The sequence below is a fragment of the Microbacterium sp. ABRD28 genome (assembly GCF_003850245.1).
GTDB lineage: Bacteria > Actinomycetota > Actinomycetes > Actinomycetales > Microbacteriaceae > Microbacterium.
Genome location: NZ_CP031015.1, coordinates 2,917,346 through 2,931,045 on the forward strand (window position 1 = coordinate 2,917,346; position 13,700 = coordinate 2,931,045).

Consider the following 13,700-nt stretch of genomic DNA (forward strand, 5'->3'; position numbering starts at 1 on the left):
ATTCTCAGGCTGCGGCGTCGACGACCCTGAGGACCCGGATGTCGCGGGCCCCGGTGCGCACGCGCCGATAACCGAGGAGGGGATGGGGGGACGAAGAGCCGGCGGCGAGGCCGGGCGAGGGGTCGGCGTCGACGAAGAGGACCGGCGGATGCAGAGCGCCGACCTTGTCCTCGGTCGCGACGATCTCGATGTTGTCGGCGCCGACGGCGGCGACAACGCGGGGGCTTATCTCCTGATTGCCGCGCCCGAGGAGGAATCCCTGTCCTCCGACGACGCCGAGCACGAGTCGGGGGTGGCGGGCCTTGCCCACGAGGTCGAACAGTCGCGGTTCGGTGACGTCGTGCTCGAGCGCGCCGCCCGGCAGGCGCACGTCCACGCCCCGTAGGGTGGCGGTGAACCCCAGCACCTCCGCCAGCGCGGCCGTGGTGGTCCCGGGGCCGAGGATCCACGTGGTGTCGGGGTGGGCTGCGGCCACGAGCGCCTCGGCGATCCGGCGGCGATCGCCCTCGCCCGTGCCGGGCGGCGCGACGGCCTTCGCCCCCTGCAGCGGGTCGGTGGAAACCGGTGCGATGACGGTGTGCAGCCGGCGCGGGCATCCGGACTCGCCCGGGACGACGTCGAGGATCTCGACCCGGCGGCGCGAGGCCCGCCCGGCGACGAGGTCGCGGAGCAGACGACCGGCGCTCTCGGGCGATCGGGCGAACACCTCCGAGTGCATCTTCACCCCCGCAGGGACGCCGATGACCGGTACCGCATCGCCGAGCACCTCGGCGATGTCGGTCGCGGTGCCGTCACCGCCGGCGAACACCAGGCAGTCCGCCCCCGCCGCCAGAAGCGCGCGGACGGCGGCCTGCGTGTCGGCCGACGACGTGCGGTGCGGCGTCGCGGCGGCCGAGACCACGTCGAACGCGACACCGGCCTCGGCGAGCGCGTCAGCGCCCAGGATGCCGTCGGCGGTGAGGAAGACCGCGGCCTCCCGCTCCGCTTCGGCGCGCCGCAGCATCCGCACGAGCCGGTCGCGGGCACGCCCGGCGCTCACCGCCGCGTCGAACTGCTCGGGCGACAGGTCGTCGGTGCCGTGCATCGCACGCGTGCCGCCGTACCCCGCAACGGGGTTCAGCACCACGCCCACGCGCACGGGAACCTCAGCTGCGGCGGAGGTCGGCGACGGCGCGATCGAGTCCGGTGCGCACACCGGCGACCATGCGCTCGAGCTCATCGGGGGTGGTGACGAACGGCGGCGAGAACGACACCGTGTCGGCAGCCGGGAGGGCGCGGGTGATGACGCCCGCGGCGAGGGAGGCCTTGGTGACCGCGGCGGCGAACGAGCCCTGCGCGGCGAAGGGGCGCAGCGGATCGCGAGACTCCACGAACTCCACCGCCGCCATGAGGCCCCGCCCGCGCACCTCGGCGACGTGGGGGTGATCGGCGAACGCGTCGCGCAGCATCTCGTGCAGCAGCTCGCCGTTGCGCGCCACGGTGGCGATCAGGTCCTCGCGTTCGATGATGTCGAGGTTCGCCATCGCCGCCGCCGCCGCCAGCGGGTGGGCGGAGTAGGTGTAGCCGTGGCCGAAGCTGCCGTACTTCGTCGATCCGTCCAGCAGCACCTTCCAGACCTTCTCGCTGACGAGGATGGCCGACAGGGGAACGTAGGCGGAGGTGATGCCCTTGGCGAGCGTCATCAGGTCGGGCTTCATCCCGACCGACTGGCTGCCGAAGGGAACCCCCAGGCGTCCGAAGCCGTTGACGACCTCGTCGGCGATGAGGAGCACGTCGTGCCGGTCCAGCACCTCCTGGATCTTCGGGAAGTAGGTGTCGGGGGGAACGATCACCCCACCGGCGGCCATGACCGGCTCGGCGATCATCGCGGCGACCGTCTCGGGGCCCTCCTCGATGATGAAGCGGTCGAGTTCAGCCGCGAGCGCCGTGGCGAATTCGTCGTCGGTCTGCCCGGGTGCCCGCTCCCAGAGGCGGTGAGGCGGGCGGACGTGACGGATCATCGGCAGGGGCAGGTCGAACCCGTCATGGAGGTTCTGCAGGCCCGTCAGTCCGCCGGACAGCACCGTCACGCCGTGGTACCCGCGACGGCGGGCGATGATCTTCTTCTTCTCGGGACGGCCGAGGACGTTGTTGTAGTACCAGACGAGCTTGGCCTGGGTGTCATTGGCGTCCGAGCCCGAGTTGCCGTAGAAGACCGTGCTCATCGGCACCGGGGCCATCCGGATGAGGCGCTCGGACAGGCGCGCGGGGAGGTCGGTGCCCATCGACGAGAAGGCGTGGAAGTAGGGCAGCTTCAACGCCTGGGCGCGCAGCGCCTCGGCCATGTCGGGGTGGGAGTAGCCCACGTTGACGCACCATAGCCCCGCCATGGCGTCGAGATATCGATTGCCGGCACGATCGATGATCGTCGCGCCGTGACCCTCGACCACGGTCATGTGGGGGCCGTTCTGCGCGTGGGCAGCAAGGTTGGTCATCGGGTGGAACAGGTAGTTCCGGTCCAACTCCTCGACGTTCGTCATGGGCTTCATCCGTTCGCATTACGCACTTATGGTCGCTTCTCGCACACTACCTCTATGCTGGGTGAGGATCAAACACCACCTTCTGTTCGGTCCGGAAAGGACGAGGGCGCCCATGTCCACACCAGCGACGCTGATCGCCGACGATCTGCTACGTACCCAGCTTCACATCGCCGGCGGGTGGCGGGACGGTTCCGCCGGAGAGTCCTCCCCGGTCATCGATCCGGCCACCGGCGAGACCGTCGCCGAGGTGGCCGTCGCGACCCCCGATGACATGGTGGCGGCGATCGACGCGGCGCAGGAGGCCTTCGCCAGCTGGTCGCGCACGCCGGCTCCGCAGCGCTCGCGCCTTCTGCGCCGCTGGTACGAGCTCATCGTCGAGCGCGCGGACGACCTCGCACAGCTGCTGACCGCCGAGCAGGGCAAGCCACTGGCCGAAGCGCGCGGCGAGATCCTCTACGGCGCCGGCTTCATCGAGTGGTTCGCCGAGGAGGCCAAGCGTCTCTACGGCGAGGTCATCCCGACCAACAACCCCGACCGCCGCATGATGACCATCCGCAGCGCCGTCGGCGTGACCGCGGCGATCACACCGTGGAACTTCCCGTGCGCGATGATCCTGCGCAAGGCCGCGCCCGCCCTCGCGGCCGGCTGCTCGATGATCATCAAGCCCGCCGAAGAGACGCCGCTGTCGGCCCTCGCCCTGGCCGCCCTCGCCCAGGAGGCGGGGATCCCCGCCGGCGTGCTGAGCGTCGTCACCGGGTCCGGCCCCCGCCTGGGCGAGGTGCTGACCCGTGACGAGCGCGTGCGCACCATCAGCTTCACCGGCTCCACCGAGGTCGGGCGCATCCTCATGGCCCAGTCGGCGGGCACCCTCAAGCGCCTGGCTCTCGAGCTCGGCGGGAACGCCCCCCTCATCGTCTTCGACGACGCCGACCTCGACAACGCCGTCAAGGGCGCGATGGACTCGAAGTTCCGCAACGCCGGGCAGACCTGTGTGTGCGCCAACCGCATCTTCGTCCAGGACGGCATCCACGACGCGTTCGTCGAGGCGCTCGGCCGCGAGATGGCGAAGCTTCGGGTCGGCGACGGCCGCGAGCCCGGGACGACCCAGGGGCCCCTCATCTCCCCCGCCGCCGTCGACAAGGTCCGCCGCCACATCGACGACGCCCGAGACAAGGGCGCCCGCGTCGTGCAGGGCGGCGATCTCACCGAGCGAGGACGCACGTTCTTCACCCCCACCCTCATCGTCGACGCGAGCCCCGACATGCTGCTCGCGCGCGAGGAGACCTTCGGACCGCTCGCCCCCGTCATCCGCTTCTCCACCGAGGAGGAGGCCATCCGGATGGCCAACGACACCGAGTTCGGCCTCGCCGGGTATTTCTTCAGCCGCGACATCGGACGCATCACGCGGGTGTCCGAAGCCCTCGAGGTCGGAGTGGTCGGTGTCAACACGGGCCTCATCTCCTATGAGGGCGCGCCCTTCGGCGGGGTGAAGCAGTCGGGCATCGGCCGCGAGGGCTCGCGGCACGGGATCGAGGAGTACACCGACCTGAAATACATCTGCATCGAGGGCGTCGCGTGACCCGGATGCCGCGGGGCGGCCGGTCCACGGCTGAGGCGGATTGATATGGTGATCCCACTTTCCGCCGACGTCACAGAGGAACGTAGCGCGATGACCGACACCGAGACCGACCGCAAGTCGGGCGAGTTCATCCAGTCCCTGGATCGCGGGCTCGCCGTCATCCGCGCCTTCTCCAACGAACGCGACCTGCTGTCCCTGGCCGACGTCGCCAAGATCACCCACCTCAGCCGCGCATCGGTGCGCCGGGCGCTGTTGACCCTCGAGACCCTGGGGTACGTCGGCAGCCGTCAGAACCGGTTCTACCTGCGCCCTCGGGTGCTCGACCTCGGCTACGCGTTCCTGTCGTCCTCGAGCCGGATCGACATCATCCAGGACCACCTGCGGCGACTGTCGGCGCAGATCGGCGAGTCGGTGTCGGCGTGCGAGTACGACGACGGCGATGTGGTCTACGTCGCCCGCGCCGCGACCGAGACGATCATGCCCATCCGCCTGGGAATCGGCCGGCGGCTGCCCGCCTTCTGCACCTCGACCGGACGGGTGCTGCTCTCGGAGTTCGATGACGCCGCGCTCGATGAGTACTTCCGCACCTATCCGCGCGAGAAGCTCTCCCCCGCGACGATCGTCGACGAGCAGGAGTTGCGCGAACGCATCGCCGAGGTCCGTCAGCAGGGCTGGGCGCTGAACAACCAGGAGGTCGACCTCGGCGCGCGTTCCGTCGCGGCCCCCGTCATCGGCGCCGACGGTCGTTACGTCAGCGCGGTGAACCTCTCGGTGTCGACCTCTCGGGTCTCGGTCGAGCAGCTCGTCACCGACTACCTCCCGCAGCTGCTCGACGCCACCCGCGCCATGAGCGCGGACCTCGCGCTGCTGGACCGGCGCAAGACCTACGAGTGATCCCCTCGTAGATCGCATCACTTTCTCGCTCTTTCTCGCTCTTTCTCGAAGGACCCCTGTGCCTCGTCTGTCTCCGCGCCTGTTCGACCCCATCACCGTCGGCGGCCTGACCGTTCCCCATCGTCTCTGGGTCGCTCCCATGTGCCAGTACTCCTCGGTCGACGGCATGCCCGGCGAATGGCATCTGGTCCACCTCGGCTCGTTCGCCATCGGGCGCGCCGGCCTCATCATGACCGAGGCCGCGGCGGTCTCGCCCATCGGACGCATCACGCCCGACGACGCGGGCATCTGGAACGACGACCACACCGCCGGATGGCGGCGTGTGGTCGATTTCGTCCACGGCATGGACGGCCTGATCGGCATCCAGCTGTCGCACGCCGGGCGGAAGGCCTCGACCTATCCCCCGACGCGAGGGCGCGGATCGGTGCCGGCGTCCGAGGGCGGGTGGACCACGGTCGGGCCGTCAGCGGTCGCGTGGGGACCGTTCACGCCGCCGGTCGAACTCGACCGCGAGGGGATCGCGCGCATCGTCGCGGAGTTCGGCGATGCCGCTGCGCGATCGGTGGAGGCCGGCTTCGACCTCGTCGAGATCCATGCGGCGCACGGATACCTGCTGGGCCAGTTCCTGTCCCCCACCTCCAACCTCCGCACCGATGAGTACGGCGGCGACGTCGCGGGGCGCTCGCGCATCGTGCGCGAGGTCGTCGAGGCCGTGCGTGCGCGCGTTCCGTCCGAGATGCCCGTGGTGCTGCGCGTGTCGGCGTCGGAGTGGGTGCCGGGCGGGGTCACCGTCGACGACACCATCGCTGCGCTCCACCTGATCGAGGGTGTCGACCTCGTGAGCGTGTCCTCCGGGGGGAACAATCCCGACCAGGCCATCCCCTCCGGGCCCGGTTACCAGCAGCCGCTCTCGCGCGCCGTACGCGCCGCGATCGACGCTCCGGTCGGTGTGGCGGGCCTGATCACCACCCCCGAGCAGGCCGAGGCGGCGCTCGGGGCGGAAGACACCGACGTCGTCTACGTCGCCCGGCAGTTCCTGCGCGAGCCGACGTTCGCCCTGCGCGCGGCGGCGGCGCTCGGCGGTGAGCTGGCGTGGCCGTGGCAGTACAACCGCGCGAAGTACGTCGAGAGCATCCCCTGAGCCGCGACCCGTCCCGCCTCGCGCCGACCGCGGAGGGTCAGTGGGCGATGTCGGGCTCCGGCTCGCCGGCACCGGCTCCCACCTGGTGCTCGACGGTCATCCCTTCGCGCACCCACGTCATGCAGGTGCGGGTCTGCGGCACTCCGTCGACCACCATCGTGCAGTCGAAGCACACCCCCATGCCGCAGAAGTATCCGCGCGGGGCGCCGCCCTCGGTCAGGCGCAGGGCCAGCGTCTCGGCGGCCATGACGGCGGCGGCGACGCTCTCACCCTCGTAAGCGGTCACCGCGACGCCGTCCACGACGATGTCGACCGGACGGCCGCGCTCCAGCCCGTGGCCGGGCAGCCTGCGGCCGCTCACGCGGTCACCCGATCCGGTGCGAGCAGCCCCTCCTCCTGGAGGATCGATCGCATCGTGCGAAGGTCGTCGGCGTCGGTGATGGGCAGCCGCGGTCGGCGCACGTGGCCCGCCGGCTGATCCAGCATGTGCATCAGGGCCTTCAGCTGCGCCTGGTACGAGCCGAACTGCCCCGCCCAACCGCCGGGAAGCCACAGCTTCGGGAACAGACGGTCCGATCGTTCGGCGTGCGCGCGCATCCGATCGACGTCGCCCGCCCAGTGGTCCTCCCAGAACTGCGGATCCGGTCGGCCGTAGAGCGAACCGCCCCCGACGGTGCCGTCGCCGCCCTCGCTGCGGAGCACCTCGACCCCTCGCGCCGACATGTACGGACCGAAGACCCGTACCCGATCGCGCACGCGCCGCGACGTCTCGAAGAACTGATCGGCGTCCGGCGTGGAGTCCTTGATCGCCACGACGGCATCGACGTCGGCCAGGCGGTCGGCCAGCTCCGTGCCGATGTCGATGCCGGTCCCGTGCGGCCAGTTGTAGACCACCACGGGCGCTCGGAGCGACGCGCCGATCTCCTCGTACCAGGCGACGACCTCGTTCGGGAAGAGCTTGATGTACGGCGGCGGCGAGACGAGCACGCCGTCGACGCCGGCATCGATCGCATGACGGCCGAGGGCCTGGACATTGGCGGCGGTGTTCGACGTGCATCCCACCAGAACGCGGAGCCGGCCACGCGCGGCAGCGACCGCGGTCTCGGCAACCTGCCGTCGCTCGTCCTCGCTCTGCGAGAACCACTCGCCGCAGGTGCCGTTCACGACCACGCCGTGCATGCCGCGGTCGGCGTACTGATCGATCAGCGCGTGGAGGGTGGGCAGGTCGAGTTCGCCGGTCTCGGTGAAGGGGGTGACGACGGCGGGGTAATAGCCGGCCCAGTCGACATCGTCGCGGTTCATCAGGCAGTGCTCCTCAGGGTTGTTGTCATCGCGTCGGTGCCGAGGCGATGGTGCGGTCCAGCGAGAACCGGGTCGGGAATCGGGAGGCGGTGCGCGCGGGATCGACGATGGACTCGGCGACCTGGCGGGCGTAGATCGGGGAGAAGGTGAAGCCGGTCGAGGCGACACAGGCGTGATAGCCGGGCACCCGCTCGGACTCTCCGACGATCGGCGAGTAGTCGTCGGTGAAGGCGATGACCCCCGACCACGTGCGCACGACACGGACGTCCTCGAGCTGCGGGACGACGTCGAGGGCCACTCGCAGATTGCCTGCGGCGCTGCGCCAGGTGGTCGGATAGCGGCGCGGGTAGCCCGTCGCCGGGCTCGGCCACCCGCCGCCGATGATGAACGACCCGTGATGGGTCTGCTTGAGGGTGAGCCGGCGGCCGATGTGCTGGATCATGGAGGGCAGGAGAGGCCTGCGCGCCTCGGTGACGTTGACGTGCAGACCCTCGCGCCTGATGGGGAAGTCCAGTCCCACCATCGCGCCGATCTCGCCCGCCCAGCCGCCTGCGCAGTTGACGATGTGGCGCGCACGGATGACACCGGCGCTCGTCGTCACTCGGAAGCGGAACGAGGAGTCGGACTCGTCGACCTCGATGGCGAACACCTCGGTGTCCACGCGGAACCGCGCGCCGTGCTCTCGCGCCCTCCGGGCGTACAGCGGCGCGACGATGAGCGGATTGGCATGACCCTCGAGGTCGCAGTAGGTCGCCCCGAGCACGCGATCGGAGAAGTACGGGGCACGGGCGCGCAGCGCCGCACCTTCGAGCACCTCGGTGTGGATGCCCGCTTCCTCCTCGAGAAGGTGCTTCTCGTGAAGGAGGGCGAGCTGCTCCGGCGTCTCGGCGACCATCCAGCCGCCGGTCTGATGGAGCCCGACATCGGCGCCGAGCTCCTGGGAGAGAGACGTCCACAGCGCATAGGCCTCGACGCTCGCCCGCGCGTCGCTGAGAAGCCGCGACCGATCGGCCTCGGTGCCCTTCCCAGAGAGCTGATGAATGGCGAGTTGGAAGTGGAAGCTGCCGGCGTTGGTCCCGGATGCTTCGCGGTTGAGCTGGCCGCGATCGAGCAGTTCCACCTCGACACCTTCGCGGGCGAGGTAGTAGGCGACGGCCGCACCGGCGATGCCGCCGCCGATGACGAGGACGTCAGTGTCGGTCAGCGGGTCGCGTGGCCGGCTCGCGAGGTCGCCCGGGGCGAGGTCGGTGCGCTCGGGTTCGACGGGATCGTCTTCCCCCGCCTGGAACAGGCCCGGATCGGCCACGTCGGCATCGGCGATCGCGCCGATCGGCACGGGCCGCGCAGGCATTCGCGGGGTGGCCGGCATCACCGTCGCCGGGGCCACGCCCTTCTCCCCCGCGATCAGGGCGGCGATGTGCCGGCCGCACATCCGGCCCTGGCACGGACCCATGCCCGCACGGGTGAGCGCCTTGACGGCGCTGACGTCGGGTGCTTCGGCGACCGCGGCACGGATCTCGCCTTCGCGGACGCCCTCGCAACGGCAGACGACGGTGTCGTCCTCGGCGAGGTCGAAGATCCCCTCGCCCACGTGGTACATCCGGGTGGTCGCGCGGGTGAGCGCCCGGCGCCGGCTGATCCGGCGACGCAGGCCCTCGATCGCCGGGCTGTCGACGGATGTGCCGATGTCCTGCGTCACGGCGAGCGCCGCGAGGCGCCCCTCGTCGGCGGCCACGGCGGATCCTTCGACGCCCGCGCCGTCACCGGCGACATAGATGCCGGCGACATCGGTGCGGCCGAGGTCGTCGCGGTGCACGACGGGGCCGCCGAGATCCTCGTCGATGTCGAAACGGCAGCCGACGAGCCGCAAGAGCTCGGCACTGGGGGTGAACCCGTAGCCGATGCAGAGGATGTCGGCCTCGATGCTCTCCTCGGTACCGGGAAGCACGCGCCACCGCTCGTCCACGCGCGCGTGGACGACGCGTTCGACGCGCCCTTCACCCTCGGCGCGCACGACGATGCGCCGATACTTCAGTGGGATCCCGCGACGCAGCAGGGTCGCCTGGTACCGCGCGGCGTCGCCGAGCAGGCCGACGTTGCCCGGGGCGGCGGCGGCGATCCGGGCGAGGTCGGTGACGGATGGTGCGGGCCCGGCCTCGAGCGCGGTGACGATGTTGGCGCCGTATCCGGCCAGCTGCGCGGGGAAGGCGAGGGCGACCGGACCGGAGCCTGCGAACACCACCCGGTCTCCCGGGACGAAGGACTGCGTCTTGGCCAGGGTCTGCAGACCGCCGGCGGTGATGACACCGGGGAGATCCCAGCCGGGGAAGACGACCGGACGGTCGTGCGCTCCCGTCGCGAGGATGACCGCTCGCGCACGGAGCGGAACGACGGCGCCGTCTTCGGGGTGGACCATGGCCGTCCACCCCGTCTCGGACGGCTCGAGATCCACCACGCTGGAGCGAAGCCGCACCGTCGCCCCCGAGGCCTCGACCTCGTCGATGAGACTCCGACCCTGGCGGTACTGCTTCCCCATCTCGCGGGCGTTCACCACCTGCATCCCGGGACCCGGCTGCTTGTACACCTGCCCACCGAGGGTCGGACGCTCGTCGATGAGCACCGCATCCAGTCCGCGCGTCGCCGCGGTCGCGGCGGCGGCCATGCCGGCCGGACCGCCCCCGATGATCAGGACGTCGTGCACGTGCTCATCGACGGTCATCGATCAGCAGCCTCCGGGCATCTCGGGCATGGTCGGGGCCATCCACTTCGTGTACAGCTCCTCGAGGGTGCCGTCCTCCTGAGCCTGGCACAGGAATGCATCGAGCTGGTCGACCAGAGCGCCGTTGTCCTTCTGCACGCCCCACGCGCCGTAGTAGAGGCTGAGGGGCTCGTCCAGGTCGAGCGCGGTGAGCTGGTCGGGGTTGGACCGATCGAACTCGGCGAGGATGTAGTCCTCCACGACCACCGCGTCCGCGCGGCCGGTGGCGACTTCGAGAAGCGCCGCGTTCTGGTCGGGGAAGCCGGCAACGGTCGCATTGGGGAAGGTGTCGCGCACGAGCTGCTCGCCGGTCGAGCCCTGGAGCGCGGTGATGACGACACCTTCCTGGTTGTAGTCCTCGAGCGTCGACCCGAGCTCCTCGCCGGGCTGAACGCCCAGGATGGTGGCGTAGGGGACATAGCCGCGGCTGAAGTCGATGACCTCTTTGCGCTCGTCGGTGGCGCCCAGGCCCACCGACACCATGTCGAACTGCCGGGACTGCAGACCCGGGATCAGACCGTTGAAGTCGAGGTTCTGGATGTCCAGTTCCACACCGAGCTCGTCGGCGAGCGCGTTGAGGAGATCGACGTCGTAGCCCGAGGGGGTATCGCCCTCGAGGAACATCTGCGGCTTGTACTGGAGGTTCATTCCGACCACCAGGGTTCCCGGGGTCATGAGGCCGATGTCGTCCGCCGGAGCCTCACCGCCGGAATCCGCGTCGGCGCCCGCGTTGCCTCCGCCGCAGGCGGAGAGCACCAGTGCTGCCGCCGCCAGAGCGGTGATGACGGGAAGGCGCAGCGCCTTCCGGCTGAATCGTGTGTTCACAACGGTTTCCAATCGTTCGGATGGGTGGGAGTGCTCGAAGGGTCGAGAGGGATCATTTGGGGGTGGCGATGACCCCGGTGCCGGGCGTGACGGCCTTCACCCGTGCCGCCAGCGCCTCGATACGTCGCCGCTGGCGGGCTCGCAGGGCACGGCCGAGGACCCCGAGGGGCGGGCGGACGTACGTGCTCTCGATGAGGCGGAACACCAGATCGATGGCGAAAGCGGCGAGGACGTAGATCACGGCAGCGGCGGTGTACAGCACGAACGGCTGGAAACTCGTCGCGACGAGGTTCTGGGTCACCCGCACGACCTCGAGCAACCCGATGACGGTGAAGGTCGAGGTGTCCTTGACCATGCCGATGAACATGCTGCCGATGTTCGGCAGGGCGATCTTCACCGCCTGCGGGAGCGTGACGGAGAAGAAGATCTGGATCGACCGCATTCCCAGCGCCCAACCGGCCTCGGTGTGGCCGCTCGGCACCGCCTGGAGAGCGGAACGGAAGATCTCGGCGAAGAAGGCGCTGTAGAGCAGCGAGAGGGCGATCACTCCGGCCTCGAAGACCGAGAATCGCACTCCGAGCAGCAGGGCCAGTCCGAAGTACACCCAGATCACGCTCACGAGCGCCGGTACGCCGCGGAAGATGTTGATGTAGGCCAGGGCGATCCAGGAGAACGGCTTCGGCGCGGAGCGGAGCACCGCGAGCAGGAGACCGAAGACGAGCGAGATGGCCAGGCCCACGATCGCCACGGCGAATGCGGTCCACAGGCCGGCAAGGAGCGCCTCGCGGTTCTCCCAGATGAGGCTCCAGTCGTAGTCGGTGATCGACATCACATCACCGCCCGAAGGAACTCGCGGGCGCGCTCGCTGCGGCAGTTGTCGTAGAACCCGCGCGGTCCGGTCTCCACGATCCGCCCATCCTCCATGAAGACGTTGAGATCCCCGATCTCGCGGGCGAATCCGAGCTCGTGGGTGACGACGACCATCGTCATCCCGGTCTCGGCGACTTCTCTCATCGTCTTCAGCACCTCACCCACCAGTTCCGGGTCGAGGGCCGACGTGGGTTCGTCGAACAGCATGACCTCCGGGTCCAGGGCGAGCGCGCGAGCGATGGCGACGCGCTGCTGCTGTCCGCCGCTGAGCTCAGCCGGGTAGTTCGCCGCGCGGTCGATCAGGCCCACTCGGCGCAGCGTCACGGCCGCCTTCTCGCGCGCCGCCGACCGACTCATCCCCCGCACCTTCCGCAGTGGCAGGGCCACGTTGTCGAGGGCGCACAGGTGAGGGAACAGATTGAACTGCTGGAAGACCATTCCCACCCGGCGGCGCAGCGCCAAGCGGCCGCCGCGCGGTGCCCGGTCACCGGCGAGCCCAGGGCCGAACTCGACCCCGTCGACCTTGAGAGAACCCGAATCGGGGTCGGCGAGCAGGTTGATGCTGCGCAGGACCGTCGACTTGCCCGACCCGGACGGGCCGAACAGCACGACGTGCTGACCCCGCTCGATCGTGAGGTCGATGTCGAACAGCACCTGCGTCTTGCCGAAGGATTTGTTGATCTTCTGGAGTTGGATGATCGGGACAGCGTGCGACGTGACCTCGTCCACCGTGGCTGTGCGCGTGCTCACGCCCGCACCTCCGTGACCGACACGTAGAGGTCGTCGGGGTCGCGGAAGTAGGCGTAGCGCCACGAGCGACGGTCATCGAGGGCGATCTCCGCGGGTTCGCCGACGAGCTCGACGCCGATCGATCCGAGATGGTCGACGGCGAGGTCGAGGTTGCGCGCACCGATCGCGAATTCGAAGGTGCCGAGGTGCCCCCACTCGCCCCGCATGTCCGGACCGGCGGGGGTCTGCTCGACGGGCTCGAGCGAGCCGCCGTGCGGGCTCATCAGCATCATCATCCGCTGGCTGGGCGGCTGGCGGCCGACGTCGAGGAACCACTGATTCATCGGCTCGTTGATGCCGGCCATGTCGAAGAGCTTCGCGGTGAAGCCGAGCTTGCGGTAGAACTCCTCGGTCCGATCGGCGCTGCCGACGCCGAAGGCGACGTGATTGACCCCCTGGGGGCCGTCGGGGTAGGGCCAGCCCGCTTCGAGGGATCGCCACTCGATGAACTCGAGTTTGGCCCCGTCGGGGTCTTCGACGTACGACAGGCCGCAGTGGGTGTCGTAGGGCTCGAGGACCTGGTCGTTCGGCTCCATCAGGACGCGGTGCCCCGCGGCCACGAGCTTGTCGTGGAACTCCTCGTAGGACTGCACGTGGATGCAGACCTCGCAGATGCCCGGCTCGCCATACGCGAATCCATCCGGAAGCGGGGGCTGGGGGCGGTCGAGGATCTGGACCAGCTTGATCCCCGACCGACCCAGCACGGTCGGCTGGCTCGAGCGCAGATAGACCACGCGCGCGCGTGTGCTCGCGTGCCCGGTGAGAGGAGACATCCCGGGGAGTTCGCCGGTGTAGTCGAAGGCCACGTCGATGAAGCCGAGCTGGGCGTAGAAGGCCAGCGACGCCGCCATGTCGGAGACTCCGACCCCGATGTGGTCGACCCCCAGCAGCGTTCCGAATCGGAAATCTGTCCCGTGCATCTCTTCTTCCCCGGACTGTCGTTGTGGAGTGATGTTTGCACAACGAACACTTGTCCGCAATACGCACAGAACTGTTCGGATTGCGATACTTCGTTCGCATAAC

At 69.6% G+C, this 13,700-nt stretch carries 12 protein-coding genes; 3 read left to right on the forward strand and 9 right to left on the reverse strand.

Annotation, left to right across the window (positions count from 1 at the left end):
* Positions 1–4: 4 nt before the first annotated feature.
* Entirely contained in the window at positions 5–1,219 is a 1,215-nt protein-coding gene (locus DT073_RS14095; RefSeq protein WP_124293959.1) for an ATP-NAD kinase family protein, read from the reverse strand.
* Positions 1,146–2,519: an aminotransferase gene (locus tag DT073_RS14100; protein ID WP_124293960.1), complete on the reverse strand. Its 1,374-nt coding sequence runs from the start codon at positions 2,517–2,519 to the stop codon at positions 1,146–1,148. The genes DT073_RS14095 and DT073_RS14100 overlap by 74 nt, the downstream gene beginning before the upstream one ends.
* Positions 2,520–2,631: 112 nt before the next feature.
* Between DT073_RS14100 and DT073_RS14105 the strand changes: the two genes are divergently transcribed.
* From DT073_RS14105 to DT073_RS14115, 3 genes are all read left to right on the forward strand, one after another.
* Positions 2,632–4,098 (forward strand): NAD-dependent succinate-semialdehyde dehydrogenase, encoded by a 1,467-nt coding sequence (locus DT073_RS14105; protein WP_124293961.1) that lies wholly within the window; start codon positions 2,632–2,634, stop codon positions 4,096–4,098.
* 90 nt (positions 4,099–4,188) lie between these two features.
* Positions 4,189–4,992, forward strand: a complete 804-nt coding sequence (locus DT073_RS14110) for an IclR family transcriptional regulator domain-containing protein (RefSeq protein ID WP_124293962.1) — start codon at positions 4,189–4,191, stop codon at positions 4,990–4,992.
* A gap of 58 nt (positions 4,993–5,050) precedes the next feature.
* Positions 5,051–6,133 (forward strand): NADH:flavin oxidoreductase/NADH oxidase, encoded by a 1,083-nt coding sequence (locus DT073_RS14115; RefSeq protein ID WP_240638625.1) that lies wholly within the window; start codon positions 5,051–5,053, stop codon positions 6,131–6,133.
* A 37-nt stretch (positions 6,134–6,170) separates the two neighbouring features.
* Here DT073_RS14115 and DT073_RS14120 read toward each other — a convergent pair whose 3' ends face one another.
* The 7 genes from DT073_RS14120 to DT073_RS14150 are packed head-to-tail and all read right to left on the reverse strand — an operon-like array spanning position 6,171 to position 13,597.
* On the reverse strand, positions 6,171–6,494 hold the full coding sequence (locus DT073_RS14120) for a (2Fe-2S)-binding protein (protein WP_124293964.1): 324 nt from the start codon (positions 6,492–6,494) through the stop codon (positions 6,171–6,173).
* Positions 6,491–7,435 (reverse strand): dihydrodipicolinate synthase family protein, encoded by a 945-nt coding sequence (locus DT073_RS14125; protein WP_124293965.1) that lies wholly within the window; start codon positions 7,433–7,435, stop codon positions 6,491–6,493. Before DT073_RS14125 ends, DT073_RS14120 begins: the two co-directional genes overlap by 4 nt.
* 25 nt (positions 7,436–7,460) lie before the next feature.
* On the reverse strand, positions 7,461–10,154 hold the full coding sequence (locus DT073_RS14130; RefSeq protein ID WP_124293966.1) for an FAD-dependent oxidoreductase: 2,694 nt from the start codon (positions 10,152–10,154) through the stop codon (positions 7,461–7,463).
* A 3-nt stretch (positions 10,155–10,157) separates the two neighbouring features.
* The gene (locus DT073_RS14135) at positions 10,158–11,018 is read right to left on the reverse strand and encodes a transporter substrate-binding domain-containing protein (protein WP_124293967.1); all 861 of its coding nucleotides are present in this window, start codon (positions 11,016–11,018) and stop codon (positions 10,158–10,160) included.
* A gap of 52 nt (positions 11,019–11,070) precedes the next feature.
* Positions 11,071–11,847 carry an amino acid ABC transporter permease gene (locus tag DT073_RS14140; RefSeq protein ID WP_124293968.1) on the reverse strand — a complete coding sequence of 259 codons (777 nt, stop codon included), beginning with the start codon at positions 11,845–11,847 and terminating at the stop codon, positions 11,071–11,073.
* The gene (locus tag DT073_RS14145) at positions 11,847–12,638 is read right to left on the reverse strand and encodes an amino acid ABC transporter ATP-binding protein (protein WP_124293969.1); all 792 of its coding nucleotides are present in this window, start codon (positions 12,636–12,638) and stop codon (positions 11,847–11,849) included. The genes DT073_RS14140 and DT073_RS14145 overlap by 1 nt, the downstream gene beginning before the upstream one ends.
* Positions 12,635–13,597 carry a VOC family protein gene (locus tag DT073_RS14150; RefSeq protein WP_124293970.1) on the reverse strand — a complete coding sequence of 321 codons (963 nt, stop codon included), beginning with the start codon at positions 13,595–13,597 and terminating at the stop codon, positions 12,635–12,637. The genes DT073_RS14145 and DT073_RS14150 overlap by 4 nt, the downstream gene beginning before the upstream one ends.
* Positions 13,598–13,700 lie beyond the last annotated feature (103 nt).